Here is an 18001-nt window from a genome sequence, read left to right on the forward strand (position 1 = left end):
CGGGCCGGTGCTGATGGTGATCAGTCCCTCTGATTTTCTATACCTCAAGTATGCCCGAGCGTTTCGTCCTCACTGTCCGCCTGAAGGATGGTTTCCGACAGGAGCACTGCGGCTCTTTGAAGTGGAGGGATGAAGCGGTCAAGCTCCGTAAAGCTGACTCGCGCCACCGGCACCGATACGCCGAGGCAGGCTATCAGGTCTCGGTCTGGAGAAACGATGGGAACAGCACAGCCGACGACGCCCTTTACGTATTCCTCATTGGTCTTGGCCCAACCGCAACGGCGTGTCTCCGCGAGCAGCTTCAACAGAGTGTCGCAGTCCACGATAGTGTTATCCGTGTACTGCGTCAGAGTGAGCGAACGGCACAATCTCTCGCGGGCTCTCTCGCGTAACCGGCTCATGTAGATCTTTCCAGTCGATGTACAGTGAAGTGGAGCAGCCTCGCCGGGATTGAATTGAAGTCCCTGTGGCTGAGACACGCGTACGCTGTCAACGTAGACGACGGCGTTGTCGCGAACGACGCCGATCTCGCACTGTTCGCCGATTTCGCCGGCAACCGCGCGGAGCACCGCATGCCGCCGCGCCGTACGAAAAGCCGCGCCGATGACTTTGGCGGACAGCGTGACCAACTGATTGCCTACCACGTAGCGCTTCGATCCCAGCGCCTTCTGAAGCAGGCCGCGTTCTTCCAGATTTCCGACAAGCCGATGGGCCGTCGGAATCGGCAATGCGAGCGCGTTCGCGATCTCCGCGACCGAGACGGCTTTCGTCTGATTGGCGACATAACCCACGATGGCGAAGGTTCGGTCGAGAGGTCCAACGGACTTTTCTTGATCTGGCATGTGAATCTTCCCAGGAAGCAGGTTAAAATATTATCATTTTTCGGAATAAATCCTACTGAAATACGACAATAATGTTTGAGCGTGTTGGCGAGTTGCTCATATCGTTGGCGTCACCGCCATCTGATCGGACTTTGTGCATTGCACCAGCCGAGCGTGGAGAGGGCGCGGCTAAACCCCGAATTCGGCCAGTGCGGACGACCAAGAGGAGATGGAATGTCTCGTCATTACGACGTGGAAACTGTGCGCAAGGAATTCCCGGTAGCCGATAGGATGGTCTATCTCGACTCCGGCTTTCAAACGCCGTTGGCGCGGCCCGTAATGGCTGCGATCGAAACTTTCCTTCGTGAAGGTCTGGAGACGGCCGGACCGAAAAGCGTATGGCTCGATCGGGTCGAGCAAACGCGCGCCAAAGTCGCCCGTTTGCTTGGGGTGTCGGCCGACGAAATAGCCTTCACCAAGAACACGTCGGAAAGCATGAACATCGCGGCGAACGCGCTGCCTTTGCGATCCGGCGACAATGTTCTGATGATCCATGGCGATCATCCGAACAACGCCTATGCCTTTCTCAATTTGAAGAAGAAGGGCGTCCAGATCGACTTCCTTCCGATGACGGATGTCGTAAACGCCGACACTTTCCTTCCTCACATCGACGAGAAGACCCGCGCGATCTCCCTGTCGTACGTTACTTTCCACGCCGGACATCGCTTCGACATCGAGAGCATCGGCGCTCTCTGCGCGGACAAGAAGCTCTACTTCGTCGTTGACGTCATGCAGGCGATCGGGGTCGTTCCGATCGACGCGAAAGCCATCCAGGCAACCTTCGTTGGCTCCGGGAGTCACAAGGGATTGCTTGTCCCTCAAGGTCTCGGATTGCTCTATTGGGACAAGGCACGGAAGGAACTTGAGCCTGCCTATCTCGCCGCTGCCAGCCTCGCCGAGAGTCCTCAAGATTTCATCGCTCGTCCCGACCGCTTGGCGCCAGCTCCCAGCGCGCGACGCTTCGAACTCGGAAACTTCAACCTTCCTGCAGTTCACGCGCTCGGAGCCTCGCTCGATATGATCGAGCACATAGGCGTGAAGAATATCCAGAACCATTGCTTCGATCTCGGTGATCATCTCATCGCTCAGCTGGACGAACTCGACGTCAGTCTCGTCGGTCCGCGTCAGCGGCAACATCGCTCGCCTCATATCTACGTCGTTGGCCTGCCCGCGACAGAATGGCTCAGCTACTTCGAGGAGAATGGCGTGCGTGTTTCCCCAGAGCGCGACGGCATCCGTGTGTCGTTCGGCATGTTCAACACGGTCGCCGATGTCGATCGCCTGGTGCATCTCATCCGTAGACGCCGATCAAGAAAGTCATTCAGGGCCGCTTAGGGCCTAGCAAGGGAGCAGTTCGAGTCAACGCGTGCGAAGCAGCGGCAAGATCCCGCCCAAGGGCGAAGACGTTGCCCTTCCGCTTACCGGCGTGTTGAAGGAGAGGATCGCGCGTTGAAATAGCGCGTTCGATGAGTGCCGGCACAAACCGCGCGAGGACCCTGCGGAGCATGGTCCTCGAGCACACCCGCAATCGTGAGAGGTTCGCGATGTTCGGAGTTCTTCTTGAAAAGACCATGGACGGCCAGCGATACATCGATTGGCTTCTTTCGGGTCTTGGTTGGACGTTGGCGCTTGCCTTTTTCGGTTGGTGGATTGCCTTCGCGATCGGGGTTGTCGTCGGCATAGGTCGAACCGTACGAAGTTCCTTCTTCGGGGGCTTGGCGCGACTGTACGTGGAGATCTTCCGGAACATCCCCGTCCTCGTGCAGATGTTCCTCTGGTACTTCGTCCTGCCCGAGCTTCTTCCGAGTGCCATGGGTGACTGGATAAAGCAGATACCCCCGCCCTGGGGATCTTTCTTTCCGGCCTTGTGGTGCCTGAGCCTGTACACCGCCGCGCGCATCGCAGAACAGGTTCGCGCAGGCATCGAAGCCTTGCCTAAGGGGCAACCTGAAGCGGCTGCCGCACTCGGACTAAGCAGATATCTGACCTATCGCCACATCATCCTGCCGCAGGCACTCCGCCTCATCGTGCCAAGCCTGACGAGCGAGGTGATGGGCATCTACAAGAATACGTCCGTTGCCCTGACCATCGGCATGATGGAACTGACCGCCCAGGCGCGACAAATCAGCGACGCTACATTCCAAACCTTCACGGCATTCGGGGCCGCCACGCTGATCTATCTCACTTTGGCTCTGATCGCCTACCAGACGATGATGCTCATTGACAGAGCGGTGCGCATTCCCGGTACCGCACCAGGCAGGGAAGCCGTGGGATTAGATATCGACGATTCGATCCTCGAAAGTCCTCTGCCTGGCAATATGGAGGTCGTGAAATGAACAGCCTCGACTTCTCGATCGTCGCTCAGGCATGGCCCTATTTATGGTCAGGATTGCTGCTCTCGCTTTCTCTGACAGTAGCTGCGTTCCTAATCGGAATGCTTCTTGGAACGCTCTTCGCCCTCGTGCAGCACTTTGAGCTCCGCATTCTGAGCCAAGTTGTCCGTAGCTACGTCGCCCTGATGCGATCGATTCCGCTCATTCTAGTCCTGTTTTGGTTCTTCTTCCTCGTACCGATTGTTCTGGGTCACCTGTCAGGCAATGGTCGTCCGATTCCAACCGGTGCCACCTATACGGCGCTCATCACGTTCGGCCTGTTCGAGGCCGCCTACTATTCGGAGATCATCCGCGTCGGGTTGCGCGCAGTGAACAAAGGACAATTCGAAGCTTGCCAGGCTCTCGCCTTGTCGACATTCGATACATATCACCATGTCGTCCTGCCGCAGGTGTTCCGGGTGGCCAGCCCGATCATACTCAGCCAGACAATTATTCTGTTTCAGGATACGTCCCTCGTCTACGTTCTATCGCTCACCGATCTCCTTGGTGCGGCTTCGAAGCTTGCGCAGCTTAACGGTCGGCTCGTCGAGATGTACCTCGCAGCAGCCGCTGTCTATCTCATCCTAAGTTCCGTCGCGTCTCAATTCGTCGCCTCGCTCCGCAAGAGGTACGCGGTCGCGGGCACGTACCGATAGTCAATGGCCTGTCGTTCCTTAGTCTCTACAACCTGGAGATCAGCATGCAGCAAGAGCGCGCAGTTAACCCATACGACCGGTTTCCGATGGTCATCGTAGAGCACCTCATCAAGCGGTTCGGCAGCTTCAACGCCCTGAGCGACGTAAACCTCACCGTCGCAAGGGGTGAAAAGATTGTGCTCTGCGGGCCGTCGGGCTCAGGGAAGTCGACACTGATCCGCTGCATCAACCACATCGAAAAGCACGATTACGGTCGGATCGTCGTCGATGGAGTTGAACTGACAGATCGGATTCGGGACATCAACAGCGTTCGCTGCGAGGTCGGAATGGTCTTCCAGAGTTTCAACCTGTTTCCGCATCTCTCGGTGGTCGAAAATTGCATGCTGGCTCCGCTGAAAGTCAGGGGCCTTCCTCAGTCCGAGGCCCTTGACCGGGCAATGGCGCTGCTGAGGAAGGTCCGAATCCACGATCAAGCCAAGAAGTATCCAGCGCAATTGTCGGGCGGTCAGCAGCAGCGTGTCGCCATCGCTCGCGCCTTGTGCATGCAGCCAAAGATCATGCTGTTCGACGAGCCGACGTCTGCCCTCGATCCGGAAATGGTTAAGGAGGTGCTCGAAACCATGGTCGAACTCGCTAACGACGGCATGACGATGGTTTGCGTCACTCACGAAATGGGCTTTGCGCGTGAAGTTGCGGATCGTGTGGTCTTCATGGATTGCGGCTCAATCGTGGAAGAGGGTGATCCGAGCACCTTCTTCCGCGCGCCGAACACGGAACGGGCGAGGGTCTTCCTCAACCAGATTGTTCACTGAGGTCGTGCCTGGCCCGATCATCATCGTTTCAACCAACAAGATGCAAAGATGCGTCTCACTCGAACAGAGGGGTTCCATGTATAGAATGCCTGCATTGCTTTCCGCGATTGCGATCGTTGTATTTTCGGTCTCGGCAGCTCAGGCCGGACCAACGCTCGACAACATCCGGTCGAAAAAGGCGATCACCATCGGCTACCGCGAAACTTCGATTCCCTTTTCCTATCTCGGTTCTGACCAGAAGCCTGTTGGTTTTTCCGTGGACCTGTGCGCGCACGTCGTCGATCGTCTGAAGGCCGATCTCGGCGCCCCAGATCTTCAGGTCAAGCTCACACCGGTCAACTCGTCCAATCGTATCCCGCTGATCCTCAACGGCACGATCGACATCGAGTGCGGCGGCACTGCCAGCAGCAAGCAGCGACTGGAACAGGTCTCATTCAGCGTTTCAACCTTCGCCAGCCAAACGGCTTGGCTTACAAAGGTGTCGAGCGGGCTGAAGACCCCGAAGGACTTGAAGGGAAAAACTATTGTCGTCACACAGGGGTCCGATGCTCTCGGCATTGCCAAAGGCATTTCGCAGGATGACAATCTCAATCTTATTATCTTGCAAGCCAAGGACCATGCGGAATCATTGCTATTACTGACCACGGGGCGTGCAGCGGCGTGGGTCGAAGCCGACATTCTCTTGGCCGGTATGAGGGCGGACTATTCCAATCCTGCTGACCTCACCTTCCTGAAAGCCAACTACGGCACGATCTATTATTACGGTCTGATGTTCTCGAAGGATGATCCCGACTTCAAGAAGGTGGTCGACGACGTTCTCTCGAAGCTCATGGCTTCCGGCGAGTTCACCAAAATCTACGACAAATGGTTCATGGCTGCGATCCCGCCGAAGAGCATCAATCTCGGCTTCCCGATGACTGACGCCCTTAAAGAACGCGTTGCCCATCCCAACGATCTCGTCAACAACTGATCTTGCCGCTCCGCGGTCAAGAAGGGGCGGCTGGCCAACACCAGACATGCACCATGATCTAACGCTTGGCGCGATCACATATGGAACGCAAGCGACTGTCTTACCTGAAGGGAGCCCAGAATGAGTAGAGCGGCGGTCGGCTGGGAAACAATGACGGACTCCGATCGAAAGATCGCACAATGGGTCGAGGAGACCCCTTTTGTGGATACCCATGAGCATTTGATTGAGGAGAGTCAGCGGCTTTTCGGAGCGATCCATCCTCGAACATTGCCATGCAACGACTGGGCCTATCTATTCAGGTCCTATACCGCCGAGGATCTGGTGGTTGCCGGCTTGCCAGCTGCCGACCTGCGAAGGTTTCTCGGACCAGATCTCACGAGCCAGGAAAAATATCGGTTGATCGCCCCCTATTGGGAGCGCATCCGCCACACCGGCTACGCACAGGCGCTGCGCCATACGTTTCGCGGCGTTTACGGTGAAGACGACCTGAACGCCGAGAGCCTGCCCCGCATCGCCGAGAAATACCGTGAAACCGTTCAGCCCGGTTTTTATGCACGCATTCTGGGCCTGGCAAACATCAAGGGCTGCCACGTCAATTCGCTACAGCGCATCTTCATGGAGACCGAGCAGCCGGACTTGCTCGATCACGACATTAGCATCCTTCAATTGTGCCGATGTAGCGCTGCTGACTTCGCGTGGGTGGAATCCGAGACAGGCAGGCGGCCGACGACTCTCGATGAGTGGCTCGAGGTCATCGACTTCTACTTCACAACATATGGCGCCAAGGCGGTGGCTGTAAAATCGCAAATCGCCTATTCGCGCGCTCTAAATTTTGAGCCAGTCACAAAGGCTCATGCGGCCAGGCTATTTCCACACCATGCTGACAGAATCGGCGCATTGCACGCGCTCGGTCCTGAGGACCTCAAGGCGCTGCAGGATTTTTTATTCCGCTATTGCATCGGCAAGGCCGGCGTGTACGGCTTGCCGGTCAAACTGCACACCGGCGTTTTGGCTGGCTACGGCGTGATGCAACTCGCCCGTACTCACAAAAATGCCTCAGACGTCTGCCGCCTGCTGCAGGATTTTCCTGAAACCCGTTTCGTCCTGATGCATATCGGATACCCATACGAGCACGAATTTATCGCGTTGGCTAAACATTATCCTAATGCTACGATCGACATGTGCTGGGCATGGATTATCAATCCAGTAGCGGGTGTTCGATTTCTAAAGGAATTTCTGGTCGCGGTTCCGTCGAATAAGATATTCACTTTCGGCGGGGACTATGTCGCTGTTGAACCGATTTACGGCCATGCATTCGTTGCGCGTCGAGGCATCGCACAAGCTATCTCGGAATTGGTAGCTGAAGGCTGGATTGCTCTCGAGGACGCCCGTGACCTGATAGACCGGATCATGCGCGGCAACGCACTTCAGTTCTTTCGGAAGGGGCGTCGAGAGGATGCGACCCAGCCGTGAAAGGCGGACAATCGCTTTGAAAGTTTGCTGATGTTCTGCGTCGGGCAACCACTCAGAGCAACTGTGCGAAGTCACGCTTAGTCTTGGCGGCAGATTCGTGCTCGGGAAACTGCGCTAGATTGACTCGCCGACAAAGTTGTCCGCCGGAAGGAGCAATTGATTGGCTCCTGCAAGTAGGAACGTCCATCAGGACAGCGGTCGCGGGCGGGGCGCCATTTCCGAATCGAGGATCAGTCGACCGTCGAGTCGGCCATCCAGCCGCTTCACGTATTCTGAAGCTTCCTCCATGTGCGCTTTCATGAGCGCGCGCACGCGCTCGCTGTCGCGCGCGCGAGCGGCCTTGGCGATCTCCGTGTGAATCTTGACGTTGGCGCATCCGAATCTCGTGTGCTCTTCAGGAGGCGTCTGGGTGCTGAAGACAACCAGCCGACGAAGCATCTCGTTGATGAGCTCGCATGCGAAGCGCAGAAAGGGATTGGGGTTTGCTGCAGCCAGAATGTCGTGAAAGTCGAGATCGGCCTGGCGTTGACGAACCAGAAGCGACGGCTCCTGCGAGGCAGGCTGACACGTCTGAATGTTCTGCTCCAGCGCCGCGAGCTGTTCGTCTGACAGAAATGGCACAGAGCCGGCAGCCAATTCCGGCTCCAGCAAACGCCGCGCCGCATAGATGTCCTCCATGCTGACCTCTTTGAAGAACAGGTAGTTCTGCAGCAGCTGAAAGGTGCGCTCGAGCGGGACCTCCATGATTGTTGCCCCGCCGGTCGGGCCGGTGCTGATGGTGATCAGTCCCTGCACCTCGAGGGACTTAAGAGCCTCGCGGATCGTGCTCTTGCTAACTGAAAATAGCCGCTGAAGCTCCTTCTCCATGGGAAGCTTGTCGCCCGGACGAAGGTTCTTCTGGGTGATCAGCTGCTTGATCTCTTCGGTAACGAGATCGGCCCGCTTTTGAATTTTCAGCCGCCCCACTGGCCGCGGCGATTTTTCCAGTTCGACCGTCATTCCCGAATTCTCCAAAGCGACCAATAGGATCCTGGGCCGGCTGCGGGGGCGAACTGGCTTGGGGCCAGGCCAAAGAACCGACTCATGGATTGACACTTTTCCCATAATAGGCATATTCATGCAAATCCGGTTTATAATGATAAATAGAATAGACCGGTCGGATGAGGGAGCGAGCATGGCGATCGAGCGGAATATCCCGGAAATCTGGGCGGCAATTCACACGCCCTTCGATGCATCCGGTGCCATCGACGAGGCCGGAGTCCGCCGGAACGTCCGCCACTACATCGCGACCGGATTGGCAGGGGTGTTCTGCAATGGGCTGATCGGCGAAGTCTGGTCGCTCACGCTGCTGGAGAGAAAGCGTGTCATCGAGGTCATTGCGGACGAGGCGGGGGGGCGCCTCGGGATTTCCGTGGTGATCTCGGGTCCCTCGGTGGAGGGAACCATCGATCTCGGCGAGCATGCGCGTCGGCTTGGCGTCAGCCACGCCGTGCTCATGGTCCCAACGTCCGGGCCGCGATCCGCTGCGCAGCAGTTCGCCTATCTGAACCACGTCTGTGTCCGCTTGGAGATGCCGATCGTCATCTTCAACGCACGCACCGCCGCGGGCAGCCCATTGGATCCCGGCGTTTTCACTCAGCTCTGCTCCCTACCCAATCTCAAGCTCTTGAAGACGACAGGCAATGCAGCCGAGAACGCGGTGCTTCGCCAGGCCGCGCGAAACGGCGTGCTGGTGTCGGACCCGCTGGAAGAGAACTTCTTCGCCAACATGCAGGCCGAGGGGCAGTCGATCCTCTACGCCGACCCCGAGCCTTACCTCTACCAACGCGGCGAGTTTCGCCCGATCGCGGAATACGTGGCTCTGTTGGCGGCTGGACGGACGGAAGAAGCGGCACGCATCTGTGCTTCACTCGCGCCGCAACGGATCATCTTCAACAAGTGGATCATGGACCCGCTGAAGCGCGGTCACATGCCGAACGCGGCGGTCAAGCATTGGTGCGATCTGATCGGCCTTGCCGGCGGCGCCGTGCGCTCGCCAGTCACGCCGCTGTCCGCTGCTGAAAAACGAGAGCTGGAAGCCGACCTCATTGCATGTGGTGCGCTTGGCCTACTGTCTGCTGCCGAACGAATGTCGTCGTGACTTGCTGATTGTAATCTTCAACGGAGGGGAACATGACTTTGAAGCCTGTTGACCGTCGCTCGGTGCTCCAGATGCTGGCCGCTGCCGGCTCCGCACCATTGGTTCTCAAGAGTACCGTTGCCCGTGCCGAGACGCCGCTGACCGTCGGAATCCTCTACTCCGGCTCCAAGCAGGATTATGGCTTCAACCAGTCCCACGCACAGGCCGCCGCGGCGCTGAAGAAGCTGCCCGGCATCAAGGTGATCGAGGAGGAGCGCGTTCCGGAAACGATCGCGGCCCAGCGCAGCATGGAAGGCATGATCCGTCAGGACGGCGCTCAACTCATCCTTGCGACCTCGTTTGGCTATTTCAAGCCGCACGTTCTGGAAATGGCGGCCAAGTATCCGGATGTCACCTTCGCTCACACCGGCGGCGTGTGGACGGCGGGCATGCCCGAGAACATCGGCACGTTCTACGCCTACATCTTCGAGGCGCAGTACATTTCGGGAGTCGTCGCTGGCCACATGACGAAGAGCAAGAAGCTCGGCCTCGTCGCTGCAAAGCCGACGCCCAATCTTCTGCGCAGCATCAACGCGTTTGCGATCGGTGCGCGTTCAGTCGATCCGGCCATTCAGGTGCAGGTCATCTTTACTGGCGACTGGGTGCTTCCTGTGCGTGAGGCGGAGGCGACGAACACGCTGGTCGACCAGGGGGCCGACGTCATCGCCGCCCAGGTCGACAGCCCGAAAGTCGTGATCGAGACGGCGGAGAAGCGCGGCGTCATGTCGTGCGGCTACCACTCTAGTCAGGCCGATGTGGCTCCCAACGGCTATCTCACGGGGGCCGAGTGGAACTGGATCACGCCGTATCTTGTCTATGCCGGCAGCGTGCGTGGCGGCAAGAAGCCCGAGCCCTACCTCCGTGCCGGCCTTGGCGATCATTTCGTCAAGAACAGTCCGTTTGGAAAACTCGTTACAACTGAGGCGCGCGCGGCGGCTGAGACGGCGCGGGCAGACCTCATCGGCGGCACGCGCGTGATCTACAGCGGCCCGCTCAAGGACAACAAGGGTAACGTCGTCATCCCTGCCGGCGTCTTCCAGAGCAGCAACGACCGTGCGCTCGACGGCATCAATTATCTTGTCGAAGGCATCATTGGCCAAGTCTAGGAGGCGCTCTTGTCTTCGATTTCCGGAATCGAATCCGTGCCTTCGAAGCCGCTGGTAACCGCATCTCAACTGAGTGTGGCCTTGCCTGTCCTGGCGGTGCTGCTCGCCTCCGCCATCTTCGCGGCCTTCGTGGCCCTGTACGGGCAGAACCCCGCCACGGTGTTCGGTCTGATCGTCCAGGGCGGCTTCGGTAGCAGCTTCGCCTGGCAGGATACCTTGTCACGCGCAGCTCCTTTGGTCCTCGTGGGCCTCGCCGTTGCGATCCCCGCGCAAGCGGGGCTGGTGATTATCGGCGGCGAGGGGGCCTTGGTGCTCGGCGGGCTCGCGGGTGCCGTCGTGACGTTGCCGTTCGCAGGAGCGCACGCGCTTCCCATGCAACTCCTGATGTTGCTGGCCGGCGGCTTGATCGGAGGACTCTGGTTCGGTCTGGCGGGTGTGCTCCGTCAATTTCGCGGCGTCAATGAAACGATCTCGAGCCTGCTGCTGTCCTATATCGGAATCGCCGTCTTCCACCACCTGACCGAAGGTATGTTGCGCGATCCGGCAAGTCTCGACAAGCCGTCGACCCATCCTATCGATCCCTCCTACATGCTGCCGACGCTGCCAGGCGTGGGCGTCCACGCCGGCCTTGCCGTCAGTCTCTTGCTGGCGATCGCCGCACATGTCGTGCTCCGTTACACCCGCTGGGGGTTTGCGCTGCGAGTGGTGGGCGGAAGTGCGCGGGTCGCGAGGATGATTGGCCTTGCGGTGAATCGCTGGATCATCGGTGCCTCGGTTGTGGCAGGCGGCATGGCGGGAATTGCCGGCGCGATCGAGGTGGCGGCAGTGCAGGGGACGGCCAACTCCTCGCTCATCGTTGGCTATGGCTATAGCGGAATCCTGGTCGCGTTCCTGGCGCGACATCAACCGCTTGCGATTGTTGCTGTCGCGCTGTTGATCGGCGGCATGCAGGCAAGCGCCAGCCTGTTGCAACGACGTCTCGGACTTCCGGATGCGACGATGCTGGTGTTTCAGGGTCTGATCTTCATCTGCGTCCTCGTCGCGGATGCAATCGCGCAACAACTCCGAGAAACGACGCGGAGGTAAAGACATGGACGCTGCATCAATCGGCTGGCTTGCGCTGCCGCTCGCGATCCTGGGTGGGGCGATCCGTGTGTCGACACCCTTCATTTTCGTGAGCATCGGTGAGCTGATCACCGAGAAGTCGGGCCGTATCAATCTTGGCCTCGAAGGTACGCTGATGCTCGGCGCAATGGCGGGATACGCGATCTCCTACCTCTCCGGCTCGCCCTGGCTCGGCGTGCTTTCCGCGGGACTTGCCGGAATGGCCTTCGGCCTCCTGCATGGCCTGCTGTGCAGTGTGAAGCGCGTCAACGACACCGCAATTGGCATCAGCCTGATAGTGCTGGGTACGGGCCTCGCGTTCTTCCTGGGCAAACCCTTGATCGAGCCCAAGGCGCCGCCGCTTCCCTCGATCGCACTCGGATTCTGGTCGAGCGTACCGCAGGTGCGAGCTGCGCTGGACGTCAACGCACTGTTCTTCGTCGGAATTGCATTGGCTTTCGCGGTCTACGTCTTCCTGAACAGGACCGGCTGGGGGCTGATGCTGCGCACGGTGGGAGACAGCGAGGATGCGGCACGCGCGCTTGGGTTTCCTGTATTGCGGGTGCGCATCGTTGCGACCATGGCGGGCGGCTTTCTCGCCGGCATCGGCGGCAGCTTCCTATCGCTTTCGTATCCGGGGAGCTGGAGCGAAGGCCTGTCGAGTGGCCAAGGCATCATGGCCGTCGCGCTCGTCATCTTTGCCCGCTGGCGTTCGATCAACGCCCTCGGCGCATCGCTCCTGTTCGGTGGGGCCGGCGCTCTTGGTCCTGCGCTCCAGGGCGTTGGCGTGACCGGCTACTACTACCTGTTCAATGCGGCCCCCTACATTCTGACCCTCGCAATCATGGTGGCGTCGACGTCACGGGCTGCTCCGTTCGCCGATGCCCCGGGCGAGCTCAAACTTCACCGGTGAGAAGCGTCGTGACGAGAATTCATCCTCGGAGGATAGTCCGATGAGCGTTCCGCAAGTCGAGCTCAAGAACATGACGAAGCGTTTCGGGGCGAACCTCGCCCTGAACAATGTATCGCTGCTGATCGGCTCGGGCACCGTCCACGCGCTGCTCGGGGAGAACGGCGCTGGGAAGAGCACGTTGGTCAAATGCCTGGTGGGCTTTTACCATCCGGACGAGGGTCACATCCAGGTGGATGGGCGCGAGCACCGGCTGAACTCGCCGAAGGATGCCGATGCGCTCGGCATCGGCATGGTGTATCAGCATTTCACGCTCGTGCCGTCCATGACGGTGGCGCAGAATCTCGTGGTCAGCGGTGCGAGATTGCCGGCCTATATCAACTGGCAAAGCGAGCTGAGGCGGCTGGGCGAAGTCACCAGGAAGCTTCCTTTTCACGTACCACTCGACGTACGCGTCTCGCAGCTCTCTGCGGGCGAGAAGCAGAAGGCCGAGATCGTCAAGCAACTCTATCTCGGGCGCAAGCTCCTCATCCTGGACGAACCGACGTCAGTGCTGACGCCGGCAGAAGCCGATGAAGTGCTCGGCCATGTTCGCAGCCTGGCACGGACGGGCGAACTCAGCGCCATCCTGATCAGCCACAAGTTCCATGAAGTGCGCCGATTCGCCGACGACGTGACGGTATTGCGTCGAGGCGCGTCGGTGAGAACGGGCGCCGTCGCCGATTTGACTGATGACGCTCTGGCAGAAGCTATGATCGGAGAGCCCGTCAGCAAGATGGTGCAGCACGCGCCAAAATCACAGCCGAAGTCCGATATTGTCCTCTCCATCAGTGACCTCCGCGTGAACGGCGACAATGGTCTTCCCGCTGTGAAAGATCTCTCGCTCGAAGTGCGGGCAGGCGAGATTGTCGGGATTGCCGGGGTATCCGGAAACGGTCAGTTGGAGTTGGTCGAGGCCCTGATGGGGCAGCGGGATCGGAGCGGTACGATGACCGTCTCCGGCTCATCGTTCAACGGTACGCGACAGGAAATCGCTCGCCTCGGCGTCTATGGACTGCCGCAAGAGCCCCTGAAGAACGCCTGCGTTGATCGCATGTCACTGGCCGAGAACCTTGCCCTGCGCAATTTCGATCGGGTGCCGCTCTGCCGTGGCATCGCGATGAACTACGGCGCGCTCGCAGACCAGGCCGAGAGGCTGGTCGCACAATTTCGTGTCAAGGCTCCTGGCCTGAACGCAAGCATGAGCGCGCTGTCCGGTGGCAATGTTCAACGCGCTGTCCTGGCGCGAGAGCTCACGCAGGACGTTCGATTGCTGGTCGCGTCCAATCCGACATTCGGCCTTGATTTCGTTGCGTGCGAAGAAACGTACCGTCGGATCCTCGAGGCCCGGAACGGCGGAGCCGCAGTGCTGCTCATCTCGGAGGATCTCGACGAGTTGCTTGGCCTCGTCGACAGGGTCCTCGTCATGAGCGCGGGTCGCATCGTCCATGAAGTATCAGCCGAGGGCGCCGACAAGCGCGTGATCGGCAAATACATGGCAGGACTGAAAGCGGCCTGACTTGAGGCGCGGGTCTTATCAGAAACAAGAAGGAGACGTTCGTGGTCACGCAGATCAATCATTTCATCAATGGCAAGGAGGTCTCGGGGGGCACCGAACGTAGCTTTCCGGTCTTCAACCCGGCAACGGGCGAGCAAACGGGCCGTGTTGTAGCCGCCAATGGGGCGGTGGTTGCGGACGCGGTGTCCGCCGCCAGCAAGGCAGCGCAGGGGTGGGCCGACACGACGCCTCTACGGCGTGCACGCGTGCTCAATCGATTTCTGCGGATTCTCGAGGATCGCGCAAGTCAGCTCGCCGACGTGATCGTCTCCGAGCATGGCAAGGTTCACTCCGACGCTCTCGGCGAAGTTCAGCGCGGAATGGAGGTTGTCGAGTTTGCCACGGCCGCTCCACAGCTCCTCAAGGGCGAGCTCACCGAGAATGTCGGTACCCGCGTCGACAGCTATTCTACCCGCCAACCGCTCGGTGTTGTCGCCGGGATAACGCCCTTCAATTTCCCTGTCATGGTTCCGATGTGGATGTTCCCGGTCGCTCTCGCCTGCGGAAATGCGTTCATTCTGAAGCCATCTGAGCGCGCCCCATCGGCGTCGCTCATCATGGCGGAGTGGTTGAAGGAAGCCGGTCTGCCGGACGGTGTGTTCAACGTGGTGCAAGGCGACAAGGAAGCTGTCGATGCGTTGCTGCATCACCCGGATATTTCGGCGATCAGTTTCGTAGGCTCCACACCCATCGCGCAGACCATCTATTCGACGGCCGCGAATACCGGGAAGCGCTGCCAGGCGCTCGGTGGCGCCAAGAACCACATGATCGTGATGCCCGATGCCGACATGGATCAGGCGGTCGATGCGTTGATGGGGGCCGCTTACGGTTCCGCCGGCGAACGCTGCATGGCGATTTCGGTTGCCGTGCCGGTCGGCGAGGGCACGGCGGACAAGCTGATTTCCGCGCTCGAACCCAAGGTCCGAGGCCTGAGGATCGGGCCGGGTACCGACCGCGAAACGGAGATGGGGCCTCTCGTCACGAAGCAGCACCTGGAGAAGGTCCGGAGCTATATCGATGCCGGTGTCGCCGAGGGTGCAAAGTTGCTGGTCGACGGACGCAAGTTCAGGATGCAGGGTTATGAGAATGGTTTCTTCGTGGGCGGAAGCCTGTTCGACCATGTCAAGCCGAACATGAAGATCTACAAGGAAGAGATCTTCGGACCTGTGCTTTCAGTAGTTCGAGCGCCGGACTACGCGACGGCCGCGCGCATGATCAATGAACACGAATTCGGCAATGGTACCGCCATCTTCACGCGTGATGGCGATGCCGCGCGTGAATTCGCGCATCAGATCAAAGTCGGAATGGTCGGCATCAACGTTCCGATTCCGGTGCCGATGGCCTTCCACTCGTTCGGTGGATGGAAAGCATCGATCTTCGGCGACCACCACATGCACGGCCCTGAAGGCGTCCGCTTCAATACGCGAATGAAGACGGTCACCAGCCGCTGGCCAACCGGAATACGAGCCGGTGCTGAATTTGTCATGCCGACCATGTCATGACGGCGTCTGAAGTTACATGTGTCTCTGTTCTCCCAAACTGCGAGGGCCCTCGGCCCTCGTTTCTTTTTCGGGCCGTTTCACTGGCGGGAGTCTCAGAGCGAGAATGCCGCAGACAGTTGTGCACCCGCAGTGCGGACGGACCTCATCTTTTTTCAGATTGCTTATTCGTTCGAATGAGGCGAAGCTGAAGTTTCGGTACGGGCGCGATATCTCATTGTACAACACGGGAATTGTCGCACCCGACACCGGTCCTTAGTGCCCCCCGACGATGCCGACGGATGCGAGAGCGCCGGCCTTCAGCGAACTGGTCACGAATACAGTCCGCGAGCAGCCTGGGATGAGCTTGGCCTCACGCCGCGACACGAGCGCTTGCCCAACCACCCTTGCGACGAGCCCTCCGCTTGCGGACGATGAGCCCTTCCTCGCGATATAGCCGGATAAGATTGTTCCCCGACGGCTCGTGCTCCGGCCTCGCGTCCCAGTAGAGACAAACAGCGGGCGGTACCTCAAAACCTAGCCGCTCGCTGGCGAACTCGCGCAGCCGACCACCGAGAGCCACGTCAGGAGGGGATGGAGTGATAGCGGATCATCTTCCGATCCGCCCCCACCATGAGCACGCCCGCCGTTCCGACAGGCGCATGACCTAGCGCTACGCCCCTACCGAAACAGGTAGTCTAATGATTCTGACCAATGTTTTAACAACCTATGACCGAAAGGTGCGTCGGTGTTAAACGCAAAGGTATGCAGCAATGCAATGAAGAACGCGGTTGACCTACTACACATCGCGAGATTTATTCGGAAGTATGATGTCGACGCGTCTCAAAGGGGCATAAAGCTTTCGCTGGGCGTTGACTTTAGAGAATACGTCTCGATCACTGAGTCGACGCCGACAAAGGGGCGTACATCTCCAATTTTTAGACCTGACCGCTCGCCGATTGAATCCGAGGAAGGATTTTGGGTCGTTGGTCGTGACAAGCGCAACGAAGTTGCGGTTTTGGAGGCAGTTCGGCTTTACGAACTTTCAAGCAGTAACTTTGCAGAACACCTTGAAACTCTTAAGGCGTTTTACCGATCGCCGATGCAACATGCGCACCCGCACGACAGATGCGCATGCATTGCAGAAGGTGCAAAGAGAATGTCCGGGAAAGTCGCCTACCACGGGGATGTGTGGGTGCGCCGAGACTACCGAGGCGCTGGGATGACAAGTATCTTGGCAGGAATCGCCTTTGCCGTGTCTTTTGCTATGTGGGCTCCTGATTTCGTGTGTGCACTCGTGGCGAACTGGGCGATCGAGAAGGGTGTCGTCTCACGATATGGATATGCGCATGAAGAGAGAGGCGGCTCAGCACTACGGCTCATGGAAGAAGGAATTGTCGACGACGATTGGCTAGTTTGGCTGACCGGGGAGGAGCTGAGAAGCCGCATCGTCTCCGAAGAGAAAGCCGATCTGGGGTTAGGGTGGTAGCCATGCCGATTTGGCTTGACTGTGCTACCGGCGACTGCAGTTGCCAGCGGGCGCGACGGATTGCCAATTGCGAGCATCAAATCAGCTCGAAGACGATCTCGGCGTCTACTGGACAACATACGAGTTGTCGAGTGCTCGATGGTTCCTTCCATGCGTGGCCGTACATCGCAACGGATAACCTTGATCTCCGCTATCTGACCAACGTGAGGATGAGAGAATATGTCAAAAACACAAAGTCCGGGCACGCGCGAGATTCCGCTCGATCCGAAGAAGTCTGCCCTATTGTTCATCGACGTGCAAAACTTTTGCGTGCACCGTGATGGTGGTGAGTTCAAGAACGTGTCTAACATGGAGCTTGCAGCAAAGTATGGCTATTATTTCGACCGCCTGAGTACCATTGCGGTACCCAACATGCAGCGGTTGCAGGCGGCATTTCGTAGAACTGGCATAGAAGTGCTCTACACAACCATCGAAAATCTGACCAGAGACGGTCGGGATCGTGGGCTGAACTACAAGATCCTGGGCTTTCACGTGCCGAAGGGAGCATGGGATGGGAAGGTTATTGATCAGATCGCCCCGGGCGATGATGAAATCATACTGCCGAAAACGTCATCGAGTGCGTTCGTGTCTACCCAAATTGACTACTTGCTGCGCAATCTAGGGGTTAGGCAACTCGTGCTGGCGGGGGTCCTTACCGACGAGTGCGTCGAGTCCGCCGCGCGCGATGCCTGTGATCGCGGCTACCTGGTCACTCTCGTGCCAGATGCGTGTGCTACCTACAGCCAGGAGCGCCACGAGAACAGTTTGCGGGTCAGCTCAACTTATTGCCGTTTGGTCTCCACAGAAGCGCTGATTAAGGAGATTGGTGGCTTTTGATGACAGGCGCTTACCAATAAGTGCGGTCGATGAGGAATGTAGAGCGGCACCCATGCGGCTGCGTGTCCATCCGGCGTCGCGCGTCGCTGGCCCTGATC

The 18001-nt window shown here is 58.7% G+C and carries 16 protein-coding genes; 14 read left to right on the forward strand and 2 right to left on the reverse strand.

What is annotated here, in order from left to right:
* Window positions 1–44: 44 nt before the first annotated feature.
* The gene (locus A5906_RS00185; RefSeq protein WP_080133311.1) at window positions 45–842 is read right to left on the reverse strand and encodes an IclR family transcriptional regulator; all 798 of its coding nucleotides are present in this window, start codon (window positions 840–842) and stop codon (window positions 45–47) included.
* Between the two features lie 213 nt (window positions 843–1055).
* On the opposite strand from A5906_RS00185, the gene A5906_RS00190 reads away from it, so the two are divergent.
* The 6 genes from A5906_RS00190 (at window position 1056) to A5906_RS00215 (ending at window position 7164) form a co-directional block, all read left to right on the forward strand.
* On the forward strand, window positions 1056–2216 hold the full coding sequence (locus A5906_RS00190; protein WP_136614844.1) for an aminotransferase class V-fold PLP-dependent enzyme: 1161 nt from the start codon (window positions 1056–1058) through the stop codon (window positions 2214–2216).
* Window positions 2217–2425: 209 nt separating this feature from the next.
* Complete coding sequence (locus tag A5906_RS00195) at window positions 2426–3217, forward strand: amino acid ABC transporter permease (protein ID WP_080133975.1); 792 nt, start codon at window positions 2426–2428, stop codon at window positions 3215–3217.
* Complete coding sequence (locus A5906_RS00200) at window positions 3214–3909, forward strand: amino acid ABC transporter permease (protein WP_080133312.1); 696 nt, start codon at window positions 3214–3216, stop codon at window positions 3907–3909. The genes A5906_RS00195 and A5906_RS00200 overlap by 4 nt, the downstream gene beginning before the upstream one ends.
* A 44-nt stretch (window positions 3910–3953) precedes the next feature.
* A complete protein-coding gene (locus A5906_RS00205) occupies window positions 3954–4721 on the forward strand; it encodes an amino acid ABC transporter ATP-binding protein (protein WP_080133313.1) in 768 nt (255 codons plus the stop codon).
* A gap of 76 nt (window positions 4722–4797) precedes the next feature.
* Window positions 4798–5691, forward strand: a complete 894-nt coding sequence (locus A5906_RS00210) for an amino acid ABC transporter substrate-binding protein (RefSeq protein WP_080133314.1) — start codon at window positions 4798–4800, stop codon at window positions 5689–5691.
* A 120-nt stretch (window positions 5692–5811) separates the two neighbouring features.
* Entirely contained in the window at window positions 5812–7164 is a 1353-nt protein-coding gene (locus A5906_RS00215) for an amidohydrolase family protein (RefSeq protein ID WP_080133315.1), read from the forward strand.
* A 186-nt stretch (window positions 7165–7350) separates the two neighbouring features.
* On the opposite strand, the gene A5906_RS00220 is transcribed toward A5906_RS00215, so the two are convergent.
* Window positions 7351–8163 carry a FadR/GntR family transcriptional regulator gene (locus A5906_RS00220; protein ID WP_080133316.1) on the reverse strand — a complete coding sequence of 271 codons (813 nt, stop codon included), beginning with the start codon at window positions 8161–8163 and terminating at the stop codon, window positions 7351–7353.
* A 175-nt stretch (window positions 8164–8338) separates the two neighbouring features.
* On the opposite strand from A5906_RS00220, the gene A5906_RS00225 reads away from it, so the two are divergent.
* The 8 genes from A5906_RS00225 to A5906_RS00260 all read left to right on the forward strand — a co-directional run bounded on the left by A5906_RS00225 (window position 8339) and on the right by A5906_RS00260 (window position 17903).
* A complete protein-coding gene (locus A5906_RS00225) occupies window positions 8339–9304 on the forward strand; it encodes a dihydrodipicolinate synthase family protein (protein ID WP_161495352.1) in 966 nt (321 codons plus the stop codon).
* 32 nt (window positions 9305–9336) lie between these two features.
* On the forward strand, window positions 9337–10449 hold the full coding sequence (locus A5906_RS00230) for a BMP family ABC transporter substrate-binding protein (RefSeq protein ID WP_080133318.1): 1113 nt from the start codon (window positions 9337–9339) through the stop codon (window positions 10447–10449).
* Between the two features lie 9 nt (window positions 10450–10458).
* The gene (locus tag A5906_RS00235; protein WP_136614845.1) at window positions 10459–11535 is read left to right on the forward strand and encodes an ABC transporter permease; all 1077 of its coding nucleotides are present in this window, start codon (window positions 10459–10461) and stop codon (window positions 11533–11535) included.
* Window positions 11536–11539: 4 nt separating this feature from the next.
* Window positions 11540–12466, forward strand: coding sequence for an ABC transporter permease (locus A5906_RS00240; RefSeq protein WP_080133319.1), 927 nt, complete (start codon window positions 11540–11542; stop codon window positions 12464–12466).
* 40 nt (window positions 12467–12506) lie between these two features.
* The gene (locus A5906_RS00245; RefSeq protein WP_080133320.1) at window positions 12507–14021 is read left to right on the forward strand and encodes an ABC transporter ATP-binding protein; all 1515 of its coding nucleotides are present in this window, start codon (window positions 12507–12509) and stop codon (window positions 14019–14021) included.
* A 41-nt stretch (window positions 14022–14062) separates the two neighbouring features.
* On the forward strand, window positions 14063–15562 hold the full coding sequence (locus tag A5906_RS00250) for a CoA-acylating methylmalonate-semialdehyde dehydrogenase (RefSeq protein ID WP_080133321.1): 1500 nt from the start codon (window positions 14063–14065) through the stop codon (window positions 15560–15562).
* A 754-nt stretch (window positions 15563–16316) separates the two neighbouring features.
* Window positions 16317–17027: a hypothetical protein gene (locus A5906_RS40875; protein WP_136614846.1), complete on the forward strand. Its 711-nt coding sequence runs from the start codon at window positions 16317–16319 to the stop codon at window positions 17025–17027.
* Between the two features lie 219 nt (window positions 17028–17246).
* Complete coding sequence (locus A5906_RS00260) at window positions 17247–17903, forward strand: cysteine hydrolase family protein (protein WP_080133323.1); 657 nt, start codon at window positions 17247–17249, stop codon at window positions 17901–17903.
* Window positions 17904–18001: the final 98 nt, after the last annotated feature.

Origin of the sequence: Bradyrhizobium sacchari, from assembly GCF_002068095.1 — a bacterium.
Taxonomy (GTDB): Bacteria; Pseudomonadota; Alphaproteobacteria; order Rhizobiales; family Xanthobacteraceae; genus Bradyrhizobium; species Bradyrhizobium sacchari.

What these genes read in the sequence shown, in the direction of transcription:
- A5906_RS00225 (WP_161495352.1), top strand. Translation starts at nt 8,339, where the DNA reads ATGGCGATCGAGCGGAATATCCCGGAAATCTGGGCGGCAATTCACACG.
- A5906_RS00260 (WP_080133323.1), top strand. Translation starts at nt 17,247, where the DNA reads ATGTCAAAAACACAAAGTCCGGGCACGCGCGAGATTCCGCTCGATCCG.
- A5906_RS00205 (WP_080133313.1), top strand. Translation starts at nt 3,954, where the DNA reads ATGCAGCAAGAGCGCGCAGTTAACCCATACGACCGGTTTCCGATGGTC.
- A5906_RS00215 (WP_080133315.1), top strand. Translation starts at nt 5,812, where the DNA reads ATGAGTAGAGCGGCGGTCGGCTGGGAAACAATGACGGACTCCGATCGA.
- A5906_RS40875 (WP_136614846.1), top strand. Translation starts at nt 16,317, where the DNA reads ATGAAGAACGCGGTTGACCTACTACACATCGCGAGATTTATTCGGAAG.
- A5906_RS00190 (WP_136614844.1), top strand. Translation starts at nt 1,056, where the DNA reads ATGTCTCGTCATTACGACGTGGAAACTGTGCGCAAGGAATTCCCGGTA.
- A5906_RS00220 (WP_080133316.1), bottom strand. Translation starts at nt 8,163, where the DNA reads ATGACGGTCGAACTGGAAAAATCGCCGCGGCCAGTGGGGCGGCTGAAA.
- A5906_RS00195 (WP_080133975.1), top strand. Translation starts at nt 2,426, where the DNA reads ATGTTCGGAGTTCTTCTTGAAAAGACCATGGACGGCCAGCGATACATC.
- A5906_RS00210 (WP_080133314.1), top strand. Translation starts at nt 4,798, where the DNA reads ATGTATAGAATGCCTGCATTGCTTTCCGCGATTGCGATCGTTGTATTT.
- A5906_RS00230 (WP_080133318.1), top strand. Translation starts at nt 9,337, where the DNA reads ATGACTTTGAAGCCTGTTGACCGTCGCTCGGTGCTCCAGATGCTGGCC.
- A5906_RS00185 (WP_080133311.1), bottom strand. Translation starts at nt 842, where the DNA reads ATGCCAGATCAAGAAAAGTCCGTTGGACCTCTCGACCGAACCTTCGCC.
- A5906_RS00240 (WP_080133319.1), top strand. Translation starts at nt 11,540, where the DNA reads ATGGACGCTGCATCAATCGGCTGGCTTGCGCTGCCGCTCGCGATCCTG.
- A5906_RS00200 (WP_080133312.1), top strand. Translation starts at nt 3,214, where the DNA reads ATGAACAGCCTCGACTTCTCGATCGTCGCTCAGGCATGGCCCTATTTA.
- A5906_RS00245 (WP_080133320.1), top strand. Translation starts at nt 12,507, where the DNA reads ATGAGCGTTCCGCAAGTCGAGCTCAAGAACATGACGAAGCGTTTCGGG.